Here is a 26,801-nt window from a genome sequence, read left to right as displayed (position 1 = left end):
GTGACCACAATGGCGGCTGCCGGTGCATTGCGGGTTCTGTTGACCGGCGCTACCGGGTTGGTGGGGCAGGGCGTGGCCCTGGCCTGCCAGCGCTCGCGCCAGGTGGCTGAGCTGACCGCGCTGGTCCGGCATCCGGGCAGCCTGCGCGGTGCCGGCAGCGAACTGATCGTGCCGGAGTTCCTGCACATCGAAGCGCGGCAGGATGAACTGGCAGGGTTCGATGCCTGCTTCTACTGTGCCGGTGCGCCACCGGTAGGCACCGCCGAGGCCGAATACCGTCGCGTTACGCTGGACACCACGCTGGCCGTTGCCCGGGCGTGGGCAGCGGCCAATCCGCAAGGGTGCTTCCTGTATGTGTCCGGTGCGGGCGCAGATGCGGGCAGCCGGCTGATGCCGCTGCGCATCAAGGGTGAAACCGAGCAGGCGCTGCAGGCATTGCCGGTTCGCACGGTGATGTTGCGCCCGGGTGGCGTGCGCCCGGTGGAAGGCACCGGCACCCGCCATGGCCTGCTGAAGCCGTTGTACTGGGGTGGCGCGCCGCTGATGAAACTGGCAGGCGCGATCGCGCCCTCGCTGGTGACCAGCAATCTGGCGTTGGGCCAGGCAATGATCGCGCTGGCCGGCCGGGAGCATCCGCCGGCCACGGTGGAGTGCGCGGACATCAACCGGATCGCAGCGGGAGTGCGCGATCCGGCGCCTTGACCTCAGTGCAGCGCGGCCTCCAGCGCGGTGCGTACCGCCTGCGCCAGATCACTGCGGGTGAACGGCTTGGGCAGCAGCGCGACCGCACGGCCCTGGCTGCCGACCGCATCGTGGTCACGCGGGTAGCCCGAGGTGAACAGCACCGCGACGTCCGGCCAGCGTTCGCGCACTTCGCGCACCAGTTCCCAGCCCGACATGCCAGGCATCACCACGTCGGAGAACAGCAGATCGACGGTGGTGTCAGGGCGCTCCAGCAGGCGCAGGGCCGAAGGGCCGTCGTGTGCTTCCAGCACGCGGTAGCCCAGCATGCGCAGCGCGTCCACGGTATGGGCACGGACATCATCGTTGTCCTCGGCCACCAGGATGGTCTCTTCGCGCGGCGAATAGCCGGCCAGCCCGGTCTGCGGCGCCGTTCCCTCACAGGGCAGGGCCAGCGTCGAGCGCGGGAACATCATGGTGATGCTGGTGCCGCCGCCTTCCACCGAATCGATCAGCACATGCCCGCCGGACTGCTTGACGAAGCCGTGCACCATCGACAGGCCCAGGCCGGTTCCCCGGCCCACCTGCTTGGTGGTGAAGAAGGGCTCGAACACCCGCGCCAGCGTGGCCGCATCCATGCCGTGGCCGTTGTCGCGGACCCGCAGCATCACGTACTCGCCCGGCGTTGCATCAGGGAACAGAGCAGTGTAGTCGTGGTCGAGATGGCTGTTGTCCACTTCGATGATCAGCCGACCGCCGTGCGGCATGGCGTCGCGGGCATTGACGGCCAGATTGAGCACGGACGCCTCCAGTTGGCTGACGTCGATCTCGATGCACCAGATGTCCTCTGCGACGCGGATGTCCAGCTGCACCAGTTCGCCCAGTGCACGCTGCAGCATGTCATGCATGTCCAGCAGGCGCTCGTTGAGGTTGGCGGCCTGGCTGTGCAAGGGCTGGCGGCGGGCGAACGCCAGCAGGCGCTGGGTCAGGCTGGCGGCGCGGCCCACGCCCTTGAGCGCATTGTCCAGCGCACGGCCGACCATCGCCCCCGGCTCGCCGGCTCGCTCGCTGAGCAGCATGGCGTGCTCGACGTTGCCGGAGATGACGGTGAGGATGTTGTTGAAATCGTGGGCGATGCCGCCGGTGAGCTGGCCCACCGCCTCGATCTTCTGTGACTGCCGCAGCGCGTGTTCGGCCTGCAGCCGGGCGGTGGTTTCCACCGCCTCCGAAACCACGGCAGTGACCGCGCCCTCGGCATCCAGCAGCGGGCGGAACGAGAAATCGAAGCTGCGCCGGCCGGTCGGCAACTCCAGGTCGAGCGCATGCAGCGAATTGTGCCCCTTGGCGGCATCGGCAACGGCCCGGTCAACGGTCTCGCCGACGCCATCGGTGCCAGCGAACCAGGGTGACTGCCCGAAACGCTGGCCCATCACCTCGGGCTTGTCGGCCAGCACCGCGGCCAGCGAGGCGATGTTGGCATCCACCACCTGGCCTGCGAGATCCAGCAGCACCTGGTGCTGGAAGCTGGATTCGAAGATCGCCTGCAGGCGTCGCTTGCTGGCCCGCAGCTCGGTGGTGCGCGCCTGCACCTGCCGTTCAAGCAGCTGGTTGTCCTCGCGCAGCGCCAGTTCGGCCTGCTTCAATCCGGAAACGTCGCTGCCCAGACAGATGTAGCCCACCACTTCCCCGTCGGGGCCGCGTTCGGGCACGCAGTCCATCTGCACGAAGCGTGACTCGCCACTTCGGTGCGCCAGCTCCACCTGGAAGCTGCTGCGCTCGCCCCGCAGCACCTGCTGCAGGCTGGGCAGCGCATGCTCGAACGCGGAAATGCCGCTGACATCGCGCGCGCTACGACCCAGCAGTTCAGCCAGGCTGATGCCGTGCCAGTCCAGGAACGCCCTGTTGGCAAACCGGTAGCGGTGCTCCTTGTCGAGCTGGGCGATCAACGCCGGCACTGCATCGGTTACCTGCTGCAGCTGGGCCTGGCTGTCATTCAGCGCGGCCTGTGCATCGGCCAGCTGGGTGCGTTCGCGGGCTTCCTGCCGGGCACGCCGGATGGCATCCGGCAAGCGCTGCAGCCGCTGCTTGACCACGTAGTCGCGTGCGCCGCGGGTCAGTGCCTGCACCGCCAGGTCCTCGGTAAGCGTGCCTGATACGAAGATGAAGGGGGTGTGCGGAATCCGCTCGCGTGCGAGCGCGAGGGCAGCATCGCCGTCGAAGCCCGGGAGCACGTGATCGGCCAGGATCACATCGAACGCGCGATGGTCGATCGCCTCGATGAAGGCGTTGCGTGACCACACCCGCTCGGCCTCGAAATCCAGGCCGGCGCGTTGCAGCTGTGCAGTGATCAGTTCCGCATCAAGCGCACTGTCCTCCAGCATGAGGATGCGCAGGCGCTCGCTGCGGCGCGATCCATCATGCATTGTGCTGACCCGATCCGTTGGGGCGATGGGGCGGCGGCTGATTGGTGATGCCCCAGAACATGCCCAGCCCCTGGATGGCATCGAAGAATTCCTTGAAATCGACCGGCTTGACCACGAAAGCATTCACGCCCAGTTCGTAGCTGCGCACCAGATCCTGCTCTTCGCGCGAGGAGGTCAGCATCACCACCGGCGTACTGCTCAGCGCCCGGTCGCCGCGCACCTGCTCCAGCACCTCCAGGCCGTTCACCTTGGGCAGCTTCAGGTCCAGCAGCACCACCACCGGGCCACCGTGGTTGGCGCCGGCGAACTTGCCTTCGCAGCGCAGGTAGTCCAGCGCTTCGGCGCCGTCGCGTACATGGATGACATCGTTCAGCAGCTGGCAGCGCGACAGCGCGGCCAGTGTCAGCTCGGCATCCTTGGGGCTGTCCTCGACGAGAAGGATCGGCCGCAGGTCCCTCATGGGTGATCTCCTGTGGAACGGGGTAAGGTGAAGTGGATCGTGGCGCCCTTGCCGGGCTCACCCTCGGCCCAGGTCCTGCCGCCGTGGCGGCTGACGATACGGCGTACATTGGCCAGGCCGATGCCCGTGCCTTCGAATTCCTCGACGTGATGCAGGCGCTGGAACACGCCGAACAGCTTGTCGACATAGCGCATGTCGAAGCCGCAGCCGTTGTCGCGCACGAAGAAGTGATCCTCCTCCTCGCTGCGCTCATGGCCGACCTCGATCACCGCATGCTCGCGCTCGCGGGTGAACTTGACCGCGTTGGAGAGCAGGTTCTGCCAGACCAGGCGCATCATCGTCGGATCGGCCTGCACTTCCGGCAGCGGTGCCAGCGTCCATTGCACGTCGCGGCCGGCGTAGTCCAATGCCAGGCTCCTGCGCACGTCCTCGGCAAGCGCGGCCATGTCCAGCCGCACCCGGCCAAGGGTGGAACGGCCCATCTGCGAGAAGCTCAGTAGATCGTCCACCAGCGTACCGGCCGACTTGGCCGATTCCACGATGGTGTCGAGGAAGCGGCGTTCGGTATCGTTGAGGCGTTCACCGGCCGAGCTGCCCAGCAGCTCCGAATAGCCGACGATGTGGCGGAAGGGCGCGCGCAGGTCATGGCTGACCGAGTACGAGAAGGCTTCCAGCTCCTTGTTGCTGCGCATCAACTGCTCGTTCAGCTCGGCCATTTCCTCGGCCTTGCGCAGCACGATGTCGACGATGGCGGTGCGCATCTCGTGCGCGGCATCGCGGTCGGCGTCATTCCACGGCAGGCTGCGCTGCTGGACGGTTTCCTTCCAGGCCTCGAAAGAGCTGCGCGGGGACAGCGCCACGTCCGGCGCGGCGGTCTTGCGCGGGTCGCCGCCCCAGCGCACAGTGCGCACCACCTCGGGGCGGAACCACATCAGGTAGCTGTCATGCAGCTGCGAGATGGACACCGCCAGCACGCCGCTGGCCACGTCGGCCAGGCGCACGCCAGGCGACCAGTCGCCGGCCAGATGGTCGGTGCAGTACGTTTCCTGCCCGGCCTGCTGTGCGGCCAGCCAATCGGCCAGGGCCAGCACGTCGGCCGCGGGCGGGCACAGGCCCGCGCGCATGCAGTCGCCCTTGTGCACGATGGCCGCGCCAGCGGCGCCGGTCAGCGACAGCAGGCTGGTTTCGTCGTGGCGCAGCGCGGCCATGAAGTCCTCGTCGCCCGCCATGCGGGCCAGCAGCTTGACCAGCACCGAGCGGCGCGCCACGCGTTCTTCAATGGCCCGCGCACGTTCCTTCAGGGCAATCTGCAGCGACAGGATCTGGCCCATGAACTCGCACGCAGTGCGCACGTGGTAGGGCAGCCGGCGCGGATGCACCGTGTGGCACGACACCAGGCCCCACAGCTGGCCTTCGTGCACCAGCGACACCGACATCGATGCACCGGTGCCCATGTTGCGCATGTACTGCATGTGCACCGGCGAAACGCTGCGCAACACCGCCAGGCTGAGGTCGGTGGGCGGTGCGTCGCGATGGTCCTCGGCGCGCATCAGCGGGGCAGGGGTGTAGTTGTTGTCTGCGATCAGCCGTACCCGGTTGCGGCGATACAGTTCGCGGGCCTGGGCCGGAATGTCCGACTCGGGGAAACGCAGGTCCAGGTAGGACGGCAACAGGCCGTTGCCATCCTCGGCCACCACGATGCCGTTCCAGCCGGGGTCGAACTGATAGACCAGGGTGCGATCGAAGCCAGTGAGCCGGCGCATGTGTTCGGCGGCCAGCTGGCACAGGTCTTCCACCGTCGTGGCCGACTCGATGGCGGTCATCAGCTCGCGGATGGCCGGGTAGAGTTCCTCCAGCGAGCCCGGCTGGCCAGGAACGGGCGACTCCAGCTCGACCAGCAGGTCGGTGGCGGAGCGGTGCACCAGCAGTTGATGCCGGCCGTGGCCGTCCAGGTGCACGGCGCCGACGTGGGCGCTGCTGCCGACCGCGGCCTGCTGGAACAACGCCTCGAACGGCGCCAGCACGCCGCCCAGTACCTCGCTGACGTGCTGCATCAGCGGCTCGCCGAACTGCTGCAGCAGCCGGGGCTGGCTGATGGCGCGCTCGCGCACCCGCAGTGACTGCGGTTCCAGTACCAGAAGCACACCGTACGGCTGGATTGCGCCCGGCGTATGAATCGGTTCGCGTGCACAACGGGACAGCGCAACGTCGTGCTTGGACTCAACGGAAGGCATCAAAGGCGGCACTCATGATTCATGGATGACGGGAACATCCCAGACGGGGACAACCCAGCACTGCATCCGGTATCCGGTGATGGTGAAGCAAAAGCGTGCATTCGCATACCACTTCGTAAGCGTGAAGAGCCTTTCATTGAAAACTGAATTCTTCATTTTCGCCGTGCAGCGGGCACTTTCGCGTTTCGCAGAAGGTACATGCGCGCTGCACGCTCGCTGCACACCGGGTTGCCTACCGTAGGCCAACCTCCTTGAGCCACCACGCCCGTGAACCTGCAGACCCTGCCTTCCATGCCGTATCGCATGCTGCCCGACAGCTGCCAGTTCGAACTGCTGGACGTGGATGCGCTGCAGGACCCGGCCAGTGGCCGCCTGCTGCACCTGTACTCGCTGGTCGCCCGCTGCCTGTCGTGCGAAACGGTGTTCAAGGCCGAGGAAGGGCAGGGACTGGTGAGCCATTCCGCATCACGGGTGGTGCGTTGCCCTGCCGGCTGCGGCCAACAGGCATTCAAGCCGTCGTTGTTGCGTGCCTGGCAGCCGCAGGTGGCCGCACAGACTTGAGGGCTCTGATGGGTGCTTCACAATACCCCGGGGTTGGCGCGCCACACGGCGAAATTGAGCGCCGAGGCGAACGAGATCCAAGCAAGGTACGGCAGCAACAGTACTGCGGCGGCCCGCTGGATGCGCAGGAAGCCGAAGATCGTCGCGCAAACCAGCACGATCAGTACAAGGATGTCAGCGAAGGCGAGTGAGCCCAGCTTCCAGCCGAAGAACAGCCAGCTCCACAAGGCGTTGACCGCGAGCTGCACTAGATAGAGTGTCAGCGCCGGACGCGCACCGCGCCAGCCGCGCTCCCGCCAGACCAGCCAGGCGGCAACCGCCATCATTGCGTAGAGCAAGGTCCAGACCGGCCCAAATACACCGGCAGGCGGTGCCCAGGCCGGCAGGGTGAGGCTGGCGTAGAAGCTGGCAGCGGACGTGGAGGCCCACGCGCCCAATGCGGCCGCCGCAAAGGTAACCGCGAACCATCCCAGAAGACCCAGTGCCTGTGAACTCCGCTTCATTGCGTACAACTCCATGATGCCTATGCCCCCTCATACGAACGGAGGCGGCAAATGGATGCAGGCCGGCGGCGATCAGTCTGAAGTGCCCGCGGCGCTCCCGCCCTGGCTTGTAGGCAGCAGGGAAGGGCGCTGGTCGAACCATTCGCGCGCCTTGGCGAGGTGCCACTGGCGCTTGTCCCCATCGAGCTCGATACCAGCACCCAGCAGCCCCCAGCGCAGATACAGGTCGCCACGCTTGCGCTGCTCCAGCAGATCCAGGCGTGCGCGCACCGAGAGGCGATCATTCTCGGCCTGCAGACCGTCGATGATCAGGTGGCCCGGCCGCCAGCGCAGCCTGGCCTGCGCATCGACCTGGCCGGAATCCAGCAGCGACAAGGTCCAGCGCGGGTAGTCGGTGCGCGAGGCGAACACCGCCAGCAGGGGGCGTGCATCACTCAGGGTCAGGTCGGTGGTGGCGTCCACCTGGAACGGGGACTGCGCGTCGATGCGGCCCTGCTTGAACGCAGCACGGCCTTTCCATGCGCTGCTGGACTCGGTGCCGGCCACCTGCACATTGCGCAGTTCGACGGTGGTGCCGGACAGGTCGAAGTGGCGCTGGTTGAAGTCGCCGCGGCGCAGGGTTGCGTTCACGTCCACGTCGCCGCCCATGTCCAGGCCTGCGACCTTGGCGCTGGCATTGCGACCCAGCAGGCGCGCCGTGCCATGGCCAACGCGGCCATCGGTGTCGAGCGTGGCATCGCCACTGAGGCTGCCAGTGCCACGCAGCAGGCGCAGCTGCGATGAGCCGAGATAGCGGTTGTAGGCGGCCAGATCCGGAATGGTGGCTTCGTTGAAACGCAGCCGGGCGCGTACACCCTTGCGCAGTTCCTGCAGGCGGCCGTCGCCGGTCAGGTCCACGGCCAGGTCGCGACCATCGAACAGGCGCACGTCCTTGGCATCGCTGGGGCGTGCACTGAAACGGGGCAGCCGGATCGCCAGCTGTGCCTGATTGGGCGTGCCGGCCTTCAATTCGCCATGCGCGCTGGCGGTGCCGGCCAGGCGCACGCCGGCAACTTCGGCCACGGCGGCCGCTGAGGGAATGTCCACGGTGCTGCCTTCGATCAGCTCGCCATGGCGCAGGCGCAGGTCGGCCTTCAGCGTGCCGCCGCCATCCAGCTGCAGCCACGGCTTGCGCACGAACAGCGCAGGGATCCAGTTGAGCGAAGTGAAGGTCCATTCGCCGCGCACGGTGCCGGAACTGCGCTCCAGCAGCTGCGCTGGAGCCTGGAACGGGATCTCACGCCCGGTGATGTGGATGTCCGCATCGACTTCGCTGCCCGAGCCCGGCCGAGGCGGCAGGCGCGCCTGCAGGCGCAGGTCGTTGGCCACATCGAGCTGCAGGGCGAGCAGGCCACGATCGGGCGCGCCATCGCCCAGATAGAGCGGAACCTGCCAGAGCGCGCGATCGCCGGGCTGCAGCTGGCCGTCGATCAGGTGGGCGGCCAGCTGCAGGCGGCCGGGCACCGGCGCGCTGGAAATGCGCGGCTGCTGTGCATCGGTGTCCATGCGCAGGCCCTGGCTGCGTGCATCCACGTCCAGCTGGGCATGCAGGATCTTCAGCTTGGCCAGCCCGGGCGCCTGGTCGCGGTAGTGGCGTGGATAGCTGAAGCGCGCGGTCAGGTTCATGTCGCCCAGCAGCTGCACACCGTCATAGCTGGTGTCTGCTTTACTGAACGAGACCTTCGAATCGAACAGTTCGGACGGGCCGCCGCGTAGCTGTTTGAGGAACCCGACCGTGCCCTGGCCCTTGCCGATGATCAACAGCTTGCCGAACCGAGCGCTGCGGATGCTGTCGCTGTGGATGGCATCGAAGCGCAGGGTCCAGCCCTGATCGCTACGGGGAGGGGGCGGAATGGCTTCCTCGACGCGGCTGATTTCGGCGGAGACCCCGGTGGCCTGCAGCCGGGGCACCCGGACTTCCCGCTTGAACAGGGGAAACACCGCCAACCGGGCGCTGGCGCGCTCGGCGTGCAGCACGTAGACGGTGTGATTGACGTGGCCGCGCATGTGCACGTTCCAGGCAATCACATGGCCGGGCAACAGCGTGATGGCCGGGCCGGTGGTCATCACGAACTTGTGCGGCTTGCGGTTGGTGACCTGGTCGAACAGCGGCGTGTTGAGGAAGATGTTGCCCGCCAGCAGGTAGAGCGCGTAGATGCCCAGCAGGACATAGCCCGCAATGCGCCCTCGGCGAAAACGGTGCGGGATGCGCGCGGAAGTAGGGGGCATGTACTGCTCTGCAGGCCGGAATTTCGTCAACTATTGCGGAACCGATGGCGGCGGTACGTGAAGCAGCCGCGGCCGCGTGGTTTGTTTCTGCTAGTGTCCGCCTTGGCCACTACGCCGAACCGCGAGGAATCGCATGGAAATCCGGGCTGCCACTGCGGGAGACTTCGACGCCATGTGGGCCATCTTCAGGGCCGCCATTGCGACCGAGGATGCGCTACCGTTCGCCGGCACCTTCGAGGCCAGCACCTTCCAGGGCCACTGGTTCGGGCTGCAGCCGGCCTATGTGGCGCTTCTGCAAGACCACGTAGTCGGAATGTACAGGATGGGCGCCAATTTCCCCGATCGGGGGGCGCACGTGGCCAGCGCCACCTACGTGGTCGACCCGACAGTGCAGGGGCGCGGCATTGGCCGGGCGCTGGTGGAGCACAGCCTGGACCGGGCGAGGGCGGAAGGCTTCCTGGCCATGCAGTTCAATTACGTGGTCAGCACCAATGCGCCGGCCGTCGCGTTGTACCGGAAGCTGGGGTTTGCCGTGGTTGGAACGCTACCGGAGGCATTCCGGCATCGAACGCTGGGGCTGGTGGACGTGTTTGTGATGCACCGGTTTCTGTAGCGGCCTGGAGTAGAGCGAGCATGATCTTGCGAACATCCTGCGTCTTCGCACTCTGCACTTTCATGGGCGCCTGTGCCCTGCAGCCAAAGAGCATGCCACCGCAGGTCTCATCCGCAGGCTACACATCGGTCAGCTCGACCCTTCTGGCAGGCTGGATCTACCTGCGCAGTGAGAGCTATCTACCTGGATCGAATCTTGCGTCCGCCCCCCCCTGAGATCAAGGTATGCGAGTCTGTCACACACAGCATCCAACTTGAGATCTACCCGGGCGTCGAGCCAGATGTTGAAAGAACCTGCCGGAACATAGACGCCCCCGCCACCGAAGCGGAGCGATGGTTCCCCAAGCGCGGTACCCGCTATTCGGTCATCATCGTGCCTGAAGGGCAATCCATTTCCGTGAGCAGGTGGAGTTTCGGATATCGATCGGCGCACCTTGCGTTGGCGGTGGCGGCATTCGGTAACCAAGAAAGACGAGAGGGAAATCTTGTTGATCTAGTGGCGCATGAGCCCTTTCATATACTCGGTCGAATTGCCGGGGATGCCCGTGGGCAGGATGAGTACTATGCCTACTACGCGGGCTTGTGCGCTCAGCTCGCGGTTCTTGGATCGATTCCCGAATCCGCCTTGCCAGGAGCCCCGCTTCAAGGGGGTGTGGATGAACCAACGCGGGCATCTTCGGATTCGGCGTATCGGGTGAGGCGTGAAGCCGTGCTGCTGTCCCACGATGGTTCGATCAAGGCAGGTGACGATGGTGGCAGCGCACTCGCTCTGCGCTGCATCGAGTTGCAGAAGGTCACAGCGCGGCCAGGTTTCAATCGGGCCCCGAACGGATCGTAATGGGTCGTCCGATGTCAAGGGCTTGGTAGAGCAGGGGTTTCATGGCGCTTGACCGACACTGGTTCCACGTACAAACGCCGCCGCCAGCTGCAACGCATCGCGGCTGCAGCGATCGCCGCGCAGTGCATGGACCAGTCTGCCGGGTGTGACGCCGGTCCAGCGCAGCAGGTCATGCGTGGCATGCGCCTGGTCGCTGTAACCATGGCGCGCGGCGGCCGAGGCGATGCTGGCTGCTTCGCCATCCAACGTGCGCAACAGCGCCTGCAGTCGGCGGACACGGGCATACTCTTTGGGTGTCATGCCCACAGCGATCAGAAAGCGCGTCTGCAGGGTGCGCAACGAGACGCCAATCCGGCGGGCCAGTTCGGCGATACGCAGGTCGCCCTCGATGGCATCCAGCGCCGCAACCGCCTGTTCAACGCGCTCATCCAGGGCAAAGCTGGCGCAGCGTTCGCGCAGGATCTGCCAGAGCGGCTCGGGCGAACCGCTTGCCGCACTGGCGCGGGCGGCCGTGCTGAACACTTCGGCAAAGGCAGCATCCAGTGTGTAAAGGTCCGGCGCCTGGTCGCGAAGCCCGGGCAACCGAGGGCCAGCAACCAGAGCGCTCGCTGTCGGCTGCAGCCGCACCCCGGCGCAGAACACCGTGCCGACGGCCTGCAGGCGGATCGGGCCACATTGCTGAGCCGCAAAACAGAACGGCAGATCAGAGCGAATCCGACCATCGGCCCCATGTAGATGCAGCGGCACCCCAAGCTCGGCAATCAGCTCGCAACGGCCATCGGGGTAGATGACCTGCACGTCATTCCCGGGCGCCTCGTCCCGCAGCCACCACAGGCATTGGACATGCCGGCGCAGATCGTCGGGGGCAGCGTGCTCGAAGTAGTCCATGCGGCATCGGACGCCATCCTGCGCGTTTTTACAAGCGGGCCGGGCGCCTTGCCGTTAACCTGCGGCGAACCCAACCAGGAGCTCAGGGCATGTCGAGGTCGAAGATGGTGATGCTGGGTGCAGGACTGGCGTTGGCGAGCGGCGCGGCCAACGCGGCGCCGGCCGAGTTCGACTGGTTGGCCGGGCATTGGTGCGGTGGCACCGACGAACGGCGGCTGGACGAGGTCTGGCTGGCGGAAGCCGGCGGCGCGTTACTCGGGATGTCCCGCACGCTGAGCCGCGGCAGCATGGAGTCATTCGAGTACATGCGGCTCGTGCCGGCGGGCGAAACGGCCGGTCTGCATGTGCAACCCAATGGCGTGGCGCCGACCACGTTCGTCATTGCCGAGCATGGCGAGAACTGGGTGGTGTTTGAGAATCCGCAGCATGATTTTCCGAATCGCATCGAGTACCGGCGTGATGGTGCTTCATTGAAGGCAAGCATCTCGGGGCCGGGGGATGATGGGAAGATCCTTCGGATTCCGTTTGACTACCGGCGCTGTGGGGAGTGATTGGGAGCGCTGACTGGGACGGATGGCTGGAAGACTTGGCTATGGGGAGGCTGTCCGGGGGATCCAGTCAACTGGGCACGGATCTGGCGTTGAACATAATATACATTATGCGAAATACTGTATCGGGCTATGGCCGCGTTCGTGCGTCATGGCTTCTCTCCACTTTCGTCAGTTTCTTCGCCAGAATCGCGTGTCGCACCCTCCAGCTCTGGGGGGCGCGCTGGACCATTTGCGTACGCTGTTTGAAGTTTGGCTGCCGCTTCGTTGAAAGCGATCACGTGATGTCTGTTGCCAGATCCACGGACAAAACTCACGATCATGTCGTCAACCTTCTCATCGTTGACGTTGCGGAAAAGATGGCCGCCGACCAACGCCATGCCGCCACCTGCAACCTTAAGTAGTGCAACGGAGTATGAGGATATCTTTCGGTTTTCCGGCTTTAGAGTAAGGCTGATGTAGCCCTCCCACAGGTCGCCAGTCACATCAAGCATGACCTTGAACTCGTTATCCGTTGAATAGAGCTCCATCATGCAGGTGCCGCGCAGGGCGTGTGCGGACTGCTTGAGATCCATGCTGAATCTGATTGCAGCACTCTCATTCAGATCAATGGCGGTCCATGGACCGGATAGGCCGCTTGTCAATACGCCAGTCACTACGCCAAGAACAACCTCAGATTCCATATGAGCCCCCTACTCTCGTGAAAACGGCTAACTACTGGTCGTGGCAACGCACCCATTCACCCTTGGCATTTCGCAACTGTTCCCAGCCGTTGTTTAGACGGCGCATTGCAATGCCGCCCATGCAGGCGGTACCCAGCTGCTTTGCCTCGGCGCCACCGTAGGCTGGCATGCGAACGATCTCGCTCGATGGCGTTGGTGTGCCTTGACGACGCGATTCCCCTTGTATCAGGGATCGCTCAATTTCTGCGCAATAGAGCCGAATGCGCGGATCGACGTGTCGCCGGCATTTGAGCGGCTCAGCACCAAGATTGTTCGCCTTCGGCGCTGGCGGTGTGTACCTGGGCAACGGCTGCGGGCCGGTTGCGGAGTGTAGTTGTTGCGCATGCATCGGCGCCGACAGCAACAGCAGAGCCAGAACTAGGCCTGATCGAATGTCCATTTCGCCCCCGTTGGATTGAGGGATAGTACTCGATACAGGCTATTTGCGTGACGCATCACGCCTCAGAAACTGGTCGGATAAGGCGGCGATTCGGGGAACGTGCCCAAGGGGCGCTTCCCAACTGCAATTAGGGTGCTCCCGTTCGCCGCGGCGGTGGTCGGCTGTGTCTCGCTTGCGCTCGTCACAGGCGACCCCGCCGCAGCCTTTATGCGCGCGGTCGTAGCATCGGACTGCTCGCCAAACGGGTCCACGGACCAAGTCGTGGCGATGATCTCGTGCCCCTTGGCGCTCAGTAGCACGCCAAATTCGGTACGCGTAACCGACCACCCAAGCGCCCACAACTGCTCAGTGGTGAATCGATCAAGCGCCTGACCGCCGCCTGTAGCACGAAACTCCACAATGTCGCGCTGCCCATGCCAGCCGGCATGCCGCTCCCTGGCATTGGCAGTCATGTCTAGCACGTACTGCACGCCCGCTGGAAGGCGCTCTTTCTCCTTCGCAGGCTCAGCCACCTTTGTCACCACCGTTGCAGGCTGAGCGCCGGGAGCGTGGGCAATGGCCGGAATCGCGGCCTTCTGCGAGGCAACAACGCCTTTGATCTTGTCCGCTCACCGTAGTGCCATCTGCGATGAAGAGCCGCCCCAGCATCACGACGCCGACAATCAACGCGAGCGCCATAAGGATTGCTGGACCGCGCAGCGTCTTCCACAGAGTGCGCGTGTTGCCCTTGTACACGTCATTGGACTCAATGCCCGGCTGCAGGCCGTGGTAGAGCTCCCAAATGGCCGGATCGTACTTGCGGACCTCTGTGCCCACCGTTTCGTATTTGCCGGTGCCAGTGGCCGCATAGAACCGCACGGAATACCGTTGATCGGACCCCAGCGCGTCGAGCTTGGGGTGGTCAATCCCGCTCTGTACTGACCGACTTCACGACGGCGCCCACGATGTAGCCCAGCACGTTGTGGGTGAGCACCAGCGAGAACACCCCCGAGAATGGCCCTCAACAGGGCGAAGGCAATTTGGGGCTCGGGCATGCCAGAATTCGCCTGTCCATAGATGAGCTACGGAGAGCGGTATGGGGAAGAAGATGGAGGTATCGACGCCAGCCCTCGCGGCGATCGTTGCAGTTGCTTTCTGCGCTGGAGCGGCGGCTGTTTGGTTTAGCGTGGGATTGAGCTGGGAGCTTCCCGGTGATGACACTGGGAGCAAAGCAGATTGGGCTGCTGCCTACGGCGCTTGGGTAATCGGATTGGGAGCACTCGCACTCACCGCCGAGGCGCACCGCCGCAGTGTCGTGAGTGCGGACAAGGAGGATCGCGAGCGGGAAGAGCGTCGGAAGGCAGCGATCAATGCAGTGATCGACAAGGCAAAGACCTGCCTTCGCATAGATCGTGCTTTCAGAAAGGCTGAGAAAGATGGGAAGCCCAACTTTGGCTCGGGCTACGTAGCTAAGGGGACCGTTCGTGCTTTGGTTGCAGCAACATCCAGCTTTTCTTTCGATAGCGAGGACTATCGAATCCTGGATAGGGAGTCGGCTATCGCCTTGAGGCGGCTGGTGGCGAACATAGTCCAGTTCCAGTTGGTGGCCGACATGTTCCTTGGCGACGATGATGTGACGCATGACTGCAACCCGAACTCGAACTCTTTTCTCGTCGGACTTTCGGAAACAGCGGGCACCGTGAAAGGCAACTTTGCGAAGTTCGAGGAATTGGCTGAAGAGCTTCGGGACAGGGCTGGCTGACTGTTGCACGACAATTTCCTTCTTAATGTCCCCACGACAACCCGCCACTAGCCCTGGTGTGCTGATGGCGGAATTGCGCTGTGTTTGGCAGTTGGATTCGCCCTGCCCCACAAAGCTCAAGCGGCCCTCAAGGGCTTTGATAGTGATCGACGTAGCCACATTGATGGCGCGTCGCCAACGGCGGTTGTCCAGGGCGATGGCTGGCCCTGACACCGATCCAGTGGCCGCAGTCCTGCCGGCACCGGTACCGGGGCCGACGCCTCGCCAGCGCGTGTGAGGTGCTTCCGTAGGGGGGGGGGCGCCTTACAGCCCCGGTTCAGTGCTCGCGGCAGCGCAGCCGATCGCCCTTGGCATTTCGTAACTGTTCCCAGCCGTTGTTTAGGCGGCGCTCGGATTCTGGGCATCAGCTGGATACCCAGATGAGGACCACGCCGAAGACCGGGTGGCCTTGAGCTTGCGTTTCGCCATTGGCGATCTCGGGCTGGATAGAGCGGACATCTTCGATGGCGAGAGTTGAGTGCGACGTGCTACTTCAGGTTCGGCCTGTTCAAATAGTCGATCAGTCGCTCAAGTTCTTGCCCGTACGCAGAGGGCTCCGATTCATTATCGAAGCCCTTTTCGCACAATTCATCCGCAATCACTTGGATGATCGCTTTGCGGTCGTCCGACGTAACTTGACTGCCTGCCAATCGCTCTGCAAGCACAGGTGCAGCATGTCGAGCGGCAAGAACCTTTTCGGCCAAGGACAGCATCTGTTGTTCGTTTTTCGCAGAACGCCTAGTCATCGAACCCCCGCTGCGTTTGTTGCCCAGGTGGTAATAACCTTCCCTTGGTGGTTGACGATCACCACGGCATCTTTCCCTGTCATCATGAAGCGCCCGCCACTTTGTCCGGTGATGCTCAGCGGGCTCCTGACTGCATCGAGTATTGCGCCCGGCGCCACACCCACGCCATCGCGAGAGATCGCCTGATTCAGCCCATGCCTAGAGTAACCGATGATCTTGGAAGGCAGTAGTGCGCCGGCTACTGACTCGGCCTTCAACTGCATCCTTAGGAGAGCTGCATTTGCTAGGCTGCTTGCCGGACCGGCTGCGCCCCTTGCGGCATTGGCTTCGCGCAGTACGACCATCGCAGAGGCGAGCTTGAGACCGCCTGTCGCGGTTGATCCTGCTGGCGAATTCATCAGGGGGACGACAATTGCTTCTGACATCGCGTCGAGATCGGTCAAGCTTCCTGGTCCGATGAACCAGTTCCGTTCACCGAAGTACTCCGCGAAAGCATCAAACCCGGTCGCCTTGACTGCCTCCGCAGGGGCCGTCGCGTTGGGGTTGTGCTTGGGTACTCCGCCCGGCGTTTGGGGCGCACCACTAAGGTTGGCTCCCGCGAAACCACTGCCATTGCAGATATGAGACCCGGTCATCTGATCGCACGCCCCAGTCGGGTCTGAGAACCGGAACGGGTTGTTGCTGGCGTACCGATAGCGGTTGAAATTCGGCCCGCCGGAGGTGCTGGCCGCCAATGGATCGGGAGAGACGAATCTTGCCAACTGTGGATCGTAGTAACGCAATCCCATGTAGACCAACCCGGTATCGGAATCTGCAAGATGACCGGAGTAGCCGGGAATACTTGCAGAAGGTACCGCATCGACCTCGCCATACGGCGACCAGAAGTGGCGCGTGAGTACCGCTCCATTGGCACCGCTCGTGGCCGCCAAGCTATTGAGCGCGTCATGATGCAGGTAAGTGAGCTTTGTACCGGCGGAAGAGTTGGTACGAATCGCCAGCAGCCGCTTGCCGAGGTAGACGTAGTCGGAAGTTTCCCCGTCCTGGGTGGATTCGATCAGTTCCCCGCCCACCAAGTAGTGCCAGGTGCGGTCCAGATCACCTGCCAAGAGAGCCAATTCACTGCCTCTGCGTCCTGGGATGGAGTTATCCCAACCATGGGTCTCGGTGATGGGGGGCTCGCCCAATCCGGGTGGGCTCTCTGATGGCGACGAAGCTGATGCTGATGCGTAGGCACGGAGTCCTGCTCCGTCATAGTAGTATTTCTGCGCCCCTCCCACGGAACGCAGCTGACCGCCCATGTCGTAGGTGAGCTTCTGGCCGTTGCGCGCCGCCAGGTTGCCGGCGCTGTCATAGGAGAAGCCAGACACGCCATTGCCACTTGGATCGCGCAACAGCTCCAGACGATTGCGGGCGTCGTAGTGGAACGTGCGCTCGCGCTTGCCGGGCAGTCGCATCGAGACGATGTTGTCCAGCGTGTCATAGCCGAACGTGTACTGCCCATTGCCCCCATAGGTTGGAGCGCCGGCTTGAACCAGTCGATCGAGGCGATCGTAGTCCAGGCTGATTGTCCCAGAATCACCGCGCACTCCATCGCGGATCTGGGTGATATTTCCCGCCGCGTCATAGCTGTAGTTCAGATCGACCACACCACCGTCGACGATGCGACCGGTCAGTTGGCGCGCGTTCTCAGTCACACTACGAACGATGCCATTGCCGTAGGTAAGCGCGATGGCTTCGCCGCTGGGAGCATAGATGATGTTGCTGGCGAGCACCGCACCACTGCCGTCCTGCAACCGCACCGGCTGACCCAAGGCGTTCACGAATTGCCGGACGGAGTAGCCATCGGGATAGTCGGTACGGATGTGCTGTCCCAGCGAGTCGTAGCCGAAGGCCAAGGTTCTCACGCCCGCATTGCCCACGACACGGCTCTGACTGGCCACCGCCCCGAGTGAGTTGTAGGTGCGAGTAGTCACCACTGGCACCCGGTCCTGATTGAATACCCGTTCGCTCTTCAGCTGGCCAGTAGGGGTGTATTCCAGTTGCTGATCACCCAGGCCATCAGGGTAGACAACAGCCTGGAGGCGATTGCTGGAATCGTAGCTGCGGGATATGCGACGAGCACCGATCTGGGGTGACTCACGATCACATGCCGTCAGGCTGGGCAAGTCGAGTCCTGTTGCACTCCAAGCAATGTTTCCGGCCGCATCGTAGCCAAGCACAGTCGCCCCGGTTTCTGGCTCGATGACCTTGCATAGCCGGAGGTTGTCGTCGTAGACGTATCTCCGGGCAACCGTCGGGGCCGGATTGTCTGGATTGACGGGCACGACAGGAGCGGCCTTGGCGGTGACGACTGCCGTGGCAACCGCGTCGCCGGCGACCGAGAGCGTAAAGCGGCTCATTCCGGCACCGATTGGCACAACAACGGAGCCGCTGGCTCCACTGCCTACCACCGAGCCGCCATCACGCTTTAGCTCTGCGCGCGAATCCGTGGCCGACCAGACCAAGGTGATGTTGCAGGTCTGGGCATCCGATGCAATCTGGCACGTGGCGGGAGTTGCGGAAAGCGTGCCACTGGGCGCTTCAGGCACTACAACTGATCCGGAGCCGTCAATGGTGTTGTTGGGTTGTCCAACGGGGGATATTCCATGGATGTAGATCGGTTGTCCGGCACGCTGGCGGCGTTGCTCGTTGCTCATTGGAAGCGAGAAGCGGTGATTGCCTCCCGCGTTGCAGGACGCAGCCACGGCCGGCTCACTCGCCAAGTCGGCCTTGCCGGTCAGGAAGATCGTCCCACCACTGCCGGCGGCTCCACCTGTGTAGGCATGAATGTCAATCGACGAATCAATGCCCGTCGAGCACGCCCAGCCTCGAATCTGACCGTCGCTGGTGACACCATCGATGTTGCCGATTACCTTGGACGGCGGCCCGCTGACCGTGACCTGGACATTGTCGCTTTCGCGACCAAACCATTCTTTGCCCTCTTCCAGCAACCGCCATTGGAAGCTGTAGACACCTGGCAATGAAGGAGCTACCACGTCGAATTCAAAGAACGCAGGCAGCTGTGGACTGACGTCATTCGGCATTGGAACCCGCGCCCTACCCCAGCGGACATTGTCATTGGGATTCCAGGACCCCAATGCATAGCCCGCCGACGCCGACCACGTCGTGTTGCCCGTGTTGGTGAACTTCAGCTTGACTCGATAGGTCCGCCCGGTCTCCATGCTGGTCGGGACCTCCTGCTCATACATGACGCCGCGATTGAGCCTTCCGGTCGTCTCAAAGATCTGCTCGCTGCTAGTGCTACCGAAGCGAGCACCATTCCGGTTCATTTGCCATTGGAGCGTTGTCGGTCCGTTTTCACTGGCCGCTACTCCGCTGAACGCAAACGTTGCTGTGCCACCCGGAGCCACGTCGTGGGGTACAGCAACCTCGGCAATTCCGAGTTTCGTGGCGCCGGAAACGTAGCGCTCGGCCTGACCCAGTCGATAGCCTTCCCCTGCTCGCCACGTTGTGTTGCCCGTGTTCCGGAAGGTGACAGTACCGCTGAACGGGGTTCCTCTATCGGCCGAATTAGGCCAGCTTGCGGAAACGTACTCCGCGCCGTCAAAAGGGGTTGGCGGTGCCGCCACCGTGACCGTGATCGTGGGTGAGATCAGCTGTCTGTAAGACTCATTGCCATTGAAGTTGCGCACGCCAAATGCCTTGTAGACATACTGATACGTGCCCGCCGACAGGCCGTTCTCGGTATAGGTCCCGTTCGGAAGTCGGGAGATCACTTGGCTATTGCGCGTGAGCTGTATGTCTTCCAGATACTCCGCTTTGGGGCCAGTGCTTGTGACGCCACTTTTGAGCTGCAACTGATAGGTTGCTGGTGCCGTGTAGGAGATTTGGGCTGGCCCAGTAAGTTCAATCCAAGCGTCAGCGTGTGCCACCTGGCACACGAAGATGATCATCAGCCCCAGCAGAACCGCCGCGGCCATGCGCAGTTTTTCAGTGTTCACGAATGCCATCCTTGACGTGGTTTCAGTTTGCGGACTGGGCCACTTCGGTAGTGAGGCCAAATGCATTCCGTTTTATGCTGACTTTGCTTCCGTCGGCACGAATGATCTGCGCAGGCTTTTCATAGTCCGGTCCTTCAAAGGCATCGAACCGGGTAATCGTCTGATGACCGAGCGGATCAACGACGGTAGTCGTAGCATTGCTGCTGTAGGCAATGGTCGTGATCAGCAGGCCTTGCTCGCTGTCCTGGGCCGAGGAAGTTTTCCTCCCAAGTGCGTCGTACTCAGTCCAGGTGCCGGTCGCCACATTGCTATCCTTTGAAGGGTAGGAAGTGAAGATCGGGCGACCCTCGCTGTCGTAGCTGTTCCTGACCCACCGTTGGGTCCCCGCGATGTCGTCTGCATCGTATTCGCGCACCAGGAGCGGCTGCCAAAGCGCATCGAGATAAGTTTCCTGACGCCGTGCCCCTTGAGCGTTATCGACTCGCCAGTGTCCCGGCGAAAGGCCGTACTCATCGGCCGCGACCTGCTGGAACGAGATGGTTGTCTTGGTCCACTGGTTCTCATCGACGGGTGGCTGGACCTCCTTCACGCGACCCATCGAATCGTGCTGATAGGACGTGGTCCTCTGCAGCGCATCCGTGGTTGAGGTGATCCACCCGTTTCCGTCGGCCGACATGCTGTTGGTGGTGCCATCAGGATTGGTGACCAGTCGCGGTACACCCCGATACCAGTCCTGGATCTGGGTCGTATTTCCCTTTCCGTCACGCACCGTACTGATCGTGCCATCCGCGGCATAAGTCACACTCTGCAGCAGCGCTCCAGCGCGATAGACGGCATTCGGCTTGGCCATGGCGTCATAGCTATATCGCGTGGTGACCTTCCCGGACGCAACCTCCTTGACGCTCAACACCTGATCCAAGACCCAAGGGTTGGGCATATCAAGATGCTCTCGTATCTCGGCCTTGGATCCGGAAGGGCCGGTGTAAGTCACGCGTGCTGGACGGGCATTGCGATTGAAGTCGCTGTAGACCACGCGATAGGTATCGCCATCCTGACTGAACTGGCTCTCGCTTAGCGCACTCAGCGTGCCCGCCAAGAACTGGCCTGACTGAAGTCCAATTGACCGCCCTACCCGGACGGCAAACGGCCCTGTCTCGGAACCAAAGGTGTAGGTACTTAGCTCGTCACGTTGCACCTGGCCGGCCGCGTCCAGAATCTGCTTTTGGAGGAGCTTTCGTTCGTTCAGGCCCGGATCTGCGCCATAGCGTTCGCGAATCTGCGTGCCATCCGGCTTGGTCAGGCTGGACCAGCGCCCGCCTCCCGGCAACTGCAGGTTGTAATCTCGCGTACTCACCATCGAAGGCAGCCCAGGCCCCATGATGCTGCGCTTCTTCAAGGACCATGCATCGTAATGCGACGGAAGGAGTCCGTTGCAAGGATCAGAGCGGATAAACAGCTCCATTTCAAAGTCGAAGATGCCTTGAGCACCTGACGGAGAGGTTACCGTCATCTGCGTGGGTGGAGGGGCATTGCCCGCGCGGATCTCGCACCCGCCCCCATCGTCACCGCCACGCAAAGGAAGGCTTGATTGAAGCCGCCCGCGATGACTGTAGGTCCAAGCAGAGCCATCCGGGAGTGTCACTTGGGACAAGCCGCCGTCATTTCCCTCCGTATCGCCCACATAGGCATACCGCCAAACTCGCCCATTGGCCGTGACTGTGGTCACCCGGCCGTCGCCATCGTAGCTCAGGTCAATCCGGCGTCCATCGCTGGACTCAATCCTGGTGAGCCGGTACCCGTCGTAACTATAAGACACCCAGTTCCCATAACGATCCTCAACACGCGATGCCAGAAGGTAGACGCGCTTACGCGCCATCATGCGACTCCCGGCCTTGGCTGTGGCGTAGGGCTTTTCCGCTCCCCAGTCAAAGAAGTACTTCTTGCCATCGGGCGTATGCCCCACGAACGCCTCGCCTGGGTATCCGTTGCGCGTTGCAGACAGACAAGTGAATCGCGCTCTGGACGCTGTCATCCACTTGGGTACCTCAAGGCCTGGCGCAGAGGCATAGGACGGGTCATCGGCAATCAGAAGTTCCTCGCCGTTTCCGCCATTCCACTTCACATCGATGCCAAAGCCGATGTCGGTGTAGCCCCAGGTCTCCAGCAGCAAGGGCGCGGTGTTGACCGAACAACGCTGCGTGGTCTGAGCCCCTTGGTCACCCGTGATCCATCCAGCGCCTTTGGTCCACACGCCCGACATATAAGGCACGACGATTTCCCAATCATCGAACAGTGTCAGACCCTTGGTCTCGCTATCGCGAAATCCTCGGTTAGTCGCCTCCACCGAAAAGCGTCGAGCGACGCTCACAGGAAGGTCAAAGTTGCCGGGAATGGACACGTCCTCAATGAAGAACTCCGTACTACCGTCGAAGCCTGCGGTCCGATCGCCAAACACCTCATCGGTAGAGATAGCGGCGAGCGACTGCGCGCTCTTTATCCGCTTCTCAAATTCTTGGTAATTGAAGAGCCCATCTTGCGCCGAGGCGTGGAACCCAGCCCCCAACGTAAGCGCTGCGCCCGTGATGATCGAGCAAAGTCGCGAATTAATATAATTACAACGGGGGGATTTTCCCTCCCGCCTGTCCTTGGCAGAAATCATCTTCGCTACATCCTTGGATAGGGAGTGAAAGGGAAGTCAGCTGCTGTTTGAGCAAAGAACTACGCCTATAGCTTCGCGTTGTCAAACCTCTATTGAGCGGAGCTGTAATGACCCACTAATTTTCCGATCAGGAGCTACGGCAATCTCCTACGGATTGGCCGCAGTCCAAAGCTAAATATTCTCTTAAGCTATTCCGAGGCGATCTCGTGAGGAAGTTGCGATTCATCGAATTTCTTGCCGCACTTCCGCAAACTGTCGCGCCGGAAACGACACCAGGCGCCTTTTGCCTGCTCATCCGGGTGACACAGCAAGATCAGGACGTTGAGGCTCTTCTGCAATCGCCAGCGATATCGGAGTGAAACCTTCTTCATCAACTCGACCCCAGTAGATAGCTCTCCATAGGATTTGAGCTCATTAACTGACGCGCCATGCCAGGTCGCCCCCATTGGCGCCCCACCCCACGCCCTCTATAGTGCCAGCCCCCACAAGGACGAGGCTGCACACATGCCCTATATCGGAATCGGACTCCACGTACTGGCGGCCATCTACTTCGCGGTGCACGCCATCCGCTCAGGCCAGAGCCTCTACTGGCTCATCCTGCTCTTCTCGTTCCCCTTGTTAGGCAGCGTCGTCTACTTCCTGGCGATCTACTTCCCGGAAGCCCGCAACTCGCGCGGCGCGCGGCAGGCAATCCGCTCAGCCAAGCAGCTCATGGACCCGGGTCAGGATCTGCGCAACGCACGTGCTGAGCTGTCGCGAACGCCCACCGTGCAGAACCGGGTTCGCTTGGGGATGACGCTGCTGGATGCCGGCCAGGCGGAGGAAGCCAGAACCCTGCTTGAGCAGGCCGCAAGCTCGCCACTGGGTGACGACCCCTACATTCTGACCGGCCTTGCCCGTGCCCGCCTTGAGTCCGGACACGCCGCACTTGCAGTCGAGACGCTGGACGGCCTGTTCGCCCGCCATCCGGACGTGCGCCGCAAGCCGGAACAGACCCTGCTCTATGCGCAGGCGCTGGCAGCCGCTCAGGCGCCCGGCGCCCGCGCCGCGTTTGAGCGTGCTGTGGAATGTGGAAACGATGCGGCCGCCCGCTGCCTTTACGGCGAGTGGCTGATGGCACAAACGCAGCCGGTCGACCGTGAGCAAGCTCGCAGCCTGTTCGCCAGCATCATCGAAGATGCCCAGCACTGGTCGCGCCACGCGCGCAGCCACAATGCCGCCTGGCTGGAGCGGACCAAGGTCGCGTTGAAGGGCTTCTGACACCAGGCGGCCTTTGGCAATCATGTCGCATCTGCCTCGGTCGCAGGATCGTCGGGCGGATGCCGACAGTCTGTAGGCCCGCACCACGAATATCGCCGACAGCCTTGCAACTCATGGCTTCAGCCACATTGCGCCATATACAACGATTCTGAAAATGTTGAATGTGGTGACGGGATCGGCCTTACTGCATTGGCATCGCGCACAACTGGGCGTATTCCTCTCCGTGCCACCGAGTACCGGTGGTCGGGCTTCGAAACCCCGGTTGTGCAATCGTAAAAAGCGCTTGCCAGTCGGCACCACCTCGCGCGGTGCCGACTGGCAATCCGTCGGCCGGCTATGGCGGGCGGTGCGTGGGGGCCTTGCGCCCGCCGGTCTGATTGCACACCGGGTTTCGAACCTCGCACCGTCCGCCACCTTTATCGGTGGCGGCTTCTGCCTGCCCGCAAGGAGCCCTGCCATGACCAAGCGCTACTCCCCTGCCCCGCAACCGATCCAGGAAGAGCCCGCGAACGGCCCCGTACTGGACCGGAACACCCTCATTGCCCTGCTGGACAGCATCGGTTCGGGCGCCACGTCCGATGGCCAGCCCTGGCCAGAGCGCCACCTGATGCCGGGCCGACGCATTGCCCTGGCCGACACCGACTGCTCGCTGGCGGGCCTTCGCGTGGTGATGGAGATCCTGCTGGCCGCGCAGCGGGCCCGCGAGAACGGCGAACTGGAGCAGGACGTCGGTCCGCGCATCATGGAGGGGCTGATCATGGCCGGGCTGGGACTCACCGCGCACGCCAGTACACGAATGCGCCCGGAGGGTTGAGTGGCCTGGTGCAGTTGGGCGGCCACGGCCTTGTGCGTTGGGTTCGTGATTGCGGCACAGGCGCGGTGGTTTGAGCCACCCGTCCCCTCGCCTATCGCGTTCCAGCGCGTCTCCAACGAACGATTCTCACAGCTGCGCCGGCAAGCGACGCAGTTCGTGAAGGTTCGGCCAGGGCACGGCTTCCAGTTCGTGGAGCGGCATGAAGACGCCTCTTTCCAGGTTAACTGCAAGGGCGTGCCCGTGTTGTGGCTGGAGAAGCGGCCGCAGCATGTGCTGTTGCAGGTCTCGCTGGATGCGAAGCAGCGGGCGCCCGCTGTTGCGCTGTTACTTGCACTGCTTCAAGGGCAGTTGCAACCCGTGGACTATCTGGAACAAGTGCTGGCGGGCGTGCCGGAGCCTGTTCTGATGGATCGGGTGTTGCAGATGTTGGCTGGCGAGGTGCCTGATGGTGTGCGATGTGGCATGCCGTAGTCGAGCATGGCTCGCCTTTACTGGGGCGCTGGCTGCGGGGGCTCGGGTTCGTGGATGGAGCCTTCGAGCAGGGCGACGTAGGTGTCCAGGCGGGTACGCAGGCCGATCAGCATCCATCCCGCAAGGTAGAGCAACACCAGAGCGTAGATGAGGAAGGCACCCAGCGCCCCGACATCAAAGGCGCTGGCCCAATCACCCCATTGCCATCCACGGAACTGCAGGTAGAGGGCAATCAACAGCGGGAACGGCCCGAGACGTTGCAGCCCGCCGTATATCAGGCCCATACGCTCGATCATGCTTGTGCGCAGGTGGCTGACGTACTTGAGGCGACGCTCACGCTCGACCCTGGGAAATCCTCGGAGTTCGGCGATTACCCCTTGCCACCGGGAAAACTCGCCATCCATCTCCTGCGCATGCGAGAGCCGTGGCTGGACGAATTGGCGGATTCCGCGACGGGCGGCGAGAACGCCGCCTATGGCGAATCCTCCGATCTCCACCGCCAGGCACACCCTGACCAGAAGCAGCGCGGCCGTAAGCGGAAGCCATCGGTCAGGCAGCTGGCTGCCAAGAATGCCAATCGCGGCCGACAGGGCGCCCACACGGAACGACCACCTCTCCACCCTGCCCGCCTTGGGGTAGATGCTGTGCTCAACCAGCCCCTGCACCCGCTGGTAGAGCCAGTGGAAGGTCAGTTCCTGCGAATCGGTCTTTGCCGGCGAATCGAGCCCGCCCCCTGCCTGCATGTCCATTGCGTCCCCTGCCCCCGGCTACGATGCCGACCGTGGCATCGTAGCCGACGCGCGGCACCTTTCAGAAATAGAACCCGATATTGAGGTTCAGCCGTGAATGCCAGCGCGACGGGCCGCCGTTGTTGATGCCGATGCCATCGCCGCCGGCAAACCACATGTTGCGGCCGGCAATCCAGTCGACATAGGTGAGCATCACCCCCTTCTGCAGGCTGCAGCCGGTGACGTTCTGCCAGGAGTCGCGCACCCCGCTGCTGTGCCCCACCGGGCGCGTCATGCTGAGGTTGTTGTAGCAGGTCACATCGTCCAGCCAGCCGCGCGGGCCAAAGGAATAGGCAACGTTGGCACTGGGCACATCGGCCTCGGCCGCGATTTCAAACGGGGCCTGGAACGCCGACAGCGCGATGCGCTCGCCGGGCACGCTGTAGCGGTAGCGCGCCCATTGCAGCTGGGTGGCCCAGCCATCGCGTTTCCACTGCGCGTGGACGGCCACGGCCTGGTGGTCGTGATGGCGGAGGCTGCGGGTGTTCTGCACCTTGCCCGCGAAGGCCGATGCGCCAACCAGCAGCTCGCCGCCGGCCCAGTCGCGCGATTGCTCGACGCGTACATTGAACCGCTGCCGTTCGCGATACGGCAACGCATCGGTCTGTGCCACATCGAAGGAATAGCGGTCGTAGCGGGCCCCGGTTCCGTATTCGTCACCCGAGAACCAGCCGAGGTGCCAGGTGGTGTTGCCGGCCTGGTGGACCACCACCACGCCGGGGTCGTAGTCGTCCTCGATGCCCAGGTAGTAGCCGGACCCGAACCAGAAACTCTGCGAGACCGTGGGCAGCAGCCCGAAAGGTACCTGCTGGATGCCGGCCTTCAGCTGCGTGGCGTCGGTGAACTGCCAGCCCGCATAGGCGTGATGCACGGCATCGAAGCCGTCGTACCAGCGGTACTGCGCGGAGAAGGAGAAAGGTCCGCTACCGGCATCGATGTCGGCGCGAAGCAGCTCCAGCTGCAGGCGGCTGGTGGGCCCGTAATCGAGCCAGCCATAGTTGAATCGGACTGCGCCACCGAGATCGAAATGGGGCGCTGTGTTGCGGTCTTCGCTGGCCGCGCGCGCATCAAACGAGGGTGTGGCCAGTGCTGCTGCGATGATGATGGGAACTGCCTTCACGGTCGCGTCCTGCCTCCTGTTCTG

The 26,801-nt window shown here is 63.2% G+C and carries 23 protein-coding genes; 9 read left to right on the top strand and 14 right to left on the bottom strand.

The window, feature by feature from the left end; all coding sequences use genetic code 11:
- The first annotated feature begins 9 nt into the window (after positions 1 to 9).
- Entirely contained in the window at positions 10 to 702 is a 693-nt protein-coding gene (locus tag AC5P7U_RS03705) for a Rossmann-fold NAD(P)-binding domain-containing protein (RefSeq protein ID WP_006445272.1), read from the top strand.
- Positions 703 to 704: 2 nt separating this feature from the next.
- On the opposite strand, the gene AC5P7U_RS03700 is transcribed toward AC5P7U_RS03705, so the two are convergent.
- From AC5P7U_RS03700 to AC5P7U_RS03690, 3 genes are read right to left on the bottom strand one after another with little or no spacing between them, the layout of a single operon-like run.
- Positions 705 to 3,104: a response regulator gene (locus tag AC5P7U_RS03700; RefSeq protein WP_006445273.1), complete on the bottom strand. Its 2,400-nt coding sequence runs from the start codon at positions 3,102 to 3,104 to the stop codon at positions 705 to 707.
- Positions 3,097 to 3,564, bottom strand: a complete 468-nt coding sequence (locus tag AC5P7U_RS03695; protein ID WP_006445275.1) for a response regulator — start codon at positions 3,562 to 3,564, stop codon at positions 3,097 to 3,099. Before AC5P7U_RS03695 ends, AC5P7U_RS03700 begins: the two co-directional genes overlap by 8 nt.
- Positions 3,561 to 5,798 (bottom strand): ATP-binding protein, encoded by a 2,238-nt coding sequence (locus AC5P7U_RS03690; protein ID WP_006445276.1) that lies wholly within the window; start codon positions 5,796 to 5,798, stop codon positions 3,561 to 3,563. The genes AC5P7U_RS03695 and AC5P7U_RS03690 overlap by 4 nt, the downstream gene beginning before the upstream one ends.
- A gap of 267 nt (positions 5,799 to 6,065) precedes the next feature.
- Here AC5P7U_RS03690 and AC5P7U_RS03685 point away from each other — a divergent pair, with 267 nt between their 5' ends.
- Positions 6,066 to 6,359, top strand: coding sequence for a hypothetical protein (locus AC5P7U_RS03685; RefSeq protein WP_006445277.1), 294 nt, complete (start codon positions 6,066 to 6,068; stop codon positions 6,357 to 6,359).
- A gap of 17 nt (positions 6,360 to 6,376) precedes the next feature.
- Here AC5P7U_RS03685 and AC5P7U_RS03680 read toward each other — a convergent pair whose 3' ends face one another.
- Both AC5P7U_RS03680 and AC5P7U_RS03675 read right to left on the bottom strand, forming a co-directional pair.
- Positions 6,377 to 6,862 carry a TspO/MBR family protein gene (locus tag AC5P7U_RS03680; protein WP_197562820.1) on the bottom strand — a complete coding sequence of 162 codons (486 nt, stop codon included), beginning with the start codon at positions 6,860 to 6,862 and terminating at the stop codon, positions 6,377 to 6,379.
- A gap of 72 nt (positions 6,863 to 6,934) precedes the next feature.
- Complete coding sequence (locus tag AC5P7U_RS03675) at positions 6,935 to 9,130, bottom strand: AsmA family protein (RefSeq protein ID WP_006445279.1); 2,196 nt, start codon at positions 9,128 to 9,130, stop codon at positions 6,935 to 6,937.
- 133 nt (positions 9,131 to 9,263) lie between these two features.
- Here AC5P7U_RS03675 and AC5P7U_RS03670 point away from each other — a divergent pair, with 133 nt between their 5' ends.
- Both AC5P7U_RS03670 and AC5P7U_RS03665 read left to right on the top strand, forming a co-directional pair.
- Complete coding sequence (locus AC5P7U_RS03670; RefSeq protein ID WP_006445280.1) at positions 9,264 to 9,743, top strand: GNAT family N-acetyltransferase; 480 nt, start codon at positions 9,264 to 9,266, stop codon at positions 9,741 to 9,743.
- Positions 9,744 to 9,938: 195 nt separating this feature from the next.
- Positions 9,939 to 10,580 carry a hypothetical protein gene (locus AC5P7U_RS03665; protein WP_197562822.1) on the top strand — a complete coding sequence of 214 codons (642 nt, stop codon included), beginning with the start codon at positions 9,939 to 9,941 and terminating at the stop codon, positions 10,578 to 10,580.
- 39 nt (positions 10,581 to 10,619) lie between these two features.
- On the opposite strand, the gene AC5P7U_RS03660 is transcribed toward AC5P7U_RS03665, so the two are convergent.
- Positions 10,620 to 11,468 (bottom strand): helix-turn-helix domain-containing protein, encoded by an 849-nt coding sequence (locus AC5P7U_RS03660; protein ID WP_006445282.1) that lies wholly within the window; start codon positions 11,466 to 11,468, stop codon positions 10,620 to 10,622.
- Positions 11,469 to 11,557: 89 nt separating this feature from the next.
- Between AC5P7U_RS03660 and AC5P7U_RS03655 the strand changes: the two genes are divergently transcribed.
- Positions 11,558 to 12,019 (top strand): DUF6265 family protein, encoded by a 462-nt coding sequence (locus AC5P7U_RS03655; RefSeq protein WP_197562824.1) that lies wholly within the window; start codon positions 11,558 to 11,560, stop codon positions 12,017 to 12,019.
- A gap of 146 nt (positions 12,020 to 12,165) precedes the next feature.
- Here the strand turns inward: AC5P7U_RS03655 and AC5P7U_RS03650 are convergent, their stop codons facing one another.
- From AC5P7U_RS03650 to AC5P7U_RS03640, 3 genes are all read right to left on the bottom strand, one after another.
- Positions 12,166 to 12,591 (bottom strand): hypothetical protein, encoded by a 426-nt coding sequence (locus tag AC5P7U_RS03650; RefSeq protein ID WP_197562826.1) that lies wholly within the window; start codon positions 12,589 to 12,591, stop codon positions 12,166 to 12,168.
- A gap of 609 nt (positions 12,592 to 13,200) precedes the next feature.
- A complete protein-coding gene (locus AC5P7U_RS03645) occupies positions 13,201 to 13,590 on the bottom strand; it encodes a hypothetical protein (RefSeq protein ID WP_308307850.1) in 390 nt (129 codons plus the stop codon).
- Positions 13,591 to 13,642: 52 nt separating this feature from the next.
- Positions 13,643 to 13,996 (bottom strand): hypothetical protein, encoded by a 354-nt coding sequence (locus tag AC5P7U_RS03640; protein WP_308307849.1) that lies wholly within the window; start codon positions 13,994 to 13,996, stop codon positions 13,643 to 13,645.
- Between the two features lie 217 nt (positions 13,997 to 14,213).
- Between AC5P7U_RS03640 and AC5P7U_RS03635 the strand changes: the two genes are divergently transcribed.
- A complete protein-coding gene (locus AC5P7U_RS03635) occupies positions 14,214 to 14,879 on the top strand; it encodes a hypothetical protein (protein WP_197562829.1) in 666 nt (221 codons plus the stop codon).
- 527 nt (positions 14,880 to 15,406) lie between these two features.
- On the opposite strand, the gene AC5P7U_RS03630 is transcribed toward AC5P7U_RS03635, so the two are convergent.
- The 3 genes from AC5P7U_RS03630 to AC5P7U_RS03620 are packed head-to-tail and all read right to left on the bottom strand — an operon-like array spanning position 15,407 to position 22,324.
- On the bottom strand, positions 15,407 to 15,631 hold the full coding sequence (locus tag AC5P7U_RS03630; RefSeq protein ID WP_197562831.1) for a hypothetical protein: 225 nt from the start codon (positions 15,629 to 15,631) through the stop codon (positions 15,407 to 15,409).
- Between the two features lie 29 nt (positions 15,632 to 15,660).
- The gene (locus AC5P7U_RS03625; RefSeq protein ID WP_495220794.1) at positions 15,661 to 19,674 is read right to left on the bottom strand and encodes an RHS repeat domain-containing protein; all 4,014 of its coding nucleotides are present in this window, start codon (positions 19,672 to 19,674) and stop codon (positions 15,661 to 15,663) included.
- 13 nt (positions 19,675 to 19,687) lie between these two features.
- Positions 19,688 to 22,324 carry an RHS repeat domain-containing protein gene (locus AC5P7U_RS03620; RefSeq protein WP_308307847.1) on the bottom strand — a complete coding sequence of 879 codons (2,637 nt, stop codon included), beginning with the start codon at positions 22,322 to 22,324 and terminating at the stop codon, positions 19,688 to 19,690.
- A 504-nt stretch (positions 22,325 to 22,828) separates the two neighbouring features.
- On the opposite strand from AC5P7U_RS03620, the gene AC5P7U_RS03615 reads away from it, so the two are divergent.
- The 3 genes from AC5P7U_RS03615 (at position 22,829) to AC5P7U_RS03605 (ending at position 24,869) form a co-directional block, all read left to right on the top strand.
- The gene (locus AC5P7U_RS03615) at positions 22,829 to 23,584 is read left to right on the top strand and encodes a tetratricopeptide repeat protein (RefSeq protein ID WP_197562836.1); all 756 of its coding nucleotides are present in this window, start codon (positions 22,829 to 22,831) and stop codon (positions 23,582 to 23,584) included.
- Positions 23,585 to 24,041: 457 nt separating this feature from the next.
- Positions 24,042 to 24,398 carry a hypothetical protein gene (locus AC5P7U_RS03610; RefSeq protein WP_006445408.1) on the top strand — a complete coding sequence of 119 codons (357 nt, stop codon included), beginning with the start codon at positions 24,042 to 24,044 and terminating at the stop codon, positions 24,396 to 24,398.
- Entirely contained in the window at positions 24,399 to 24,869 is a 471-nt protein-coding gene (locus AC5P7U_RS03605) for a hypothetical protein (protein WP_006445411.1), read from the top strand.
- Positions 24,870 to 24,886: 17 nt separating this feature from the next.
- On the opposite strand, the gene AC5P7U_RS03600 is transcribed toward AC5P7U_RS03605, so the two are convergent.
- Positions 24,887 to 25,618 (bottom strand): hypothetical protein, encoded by a 732-nt coding sequence (locus AC5P7U_RS03600; RefSeq protein ID WP_197562838.1) that lies wholly within the window; start codon positions 25,616 to 25,618, stop codon positions 24,887 to 24,889.
- A 61-nt stretch (positions 25,619 to 25,679) separates the two neighbouring features.
- The gene (locus AC5P7U_RS03595; protein ID WP_197562840.1) at positions 25,680 to 26,777 is read right to left on the bottom strand and encodes a hypothetical protein; all 1,098 of its coding nucleotides are present in this window, start codon (positions 26,775 to 26,777) and stop codon (positions 25,680 to 25,682) included.
- Between the last annotated feature and the right edge of the window lie 24 nt (positions 26,778 to 26,801).

Source organism: Stenotrophomonas sp. YJH_SMC_57 (genome assembly GCF_059369755.1).
Note: the sequence above shows the minus strand (reverse complement) of the source record. Positions and strands in the feature narration are given on the sequence as shown.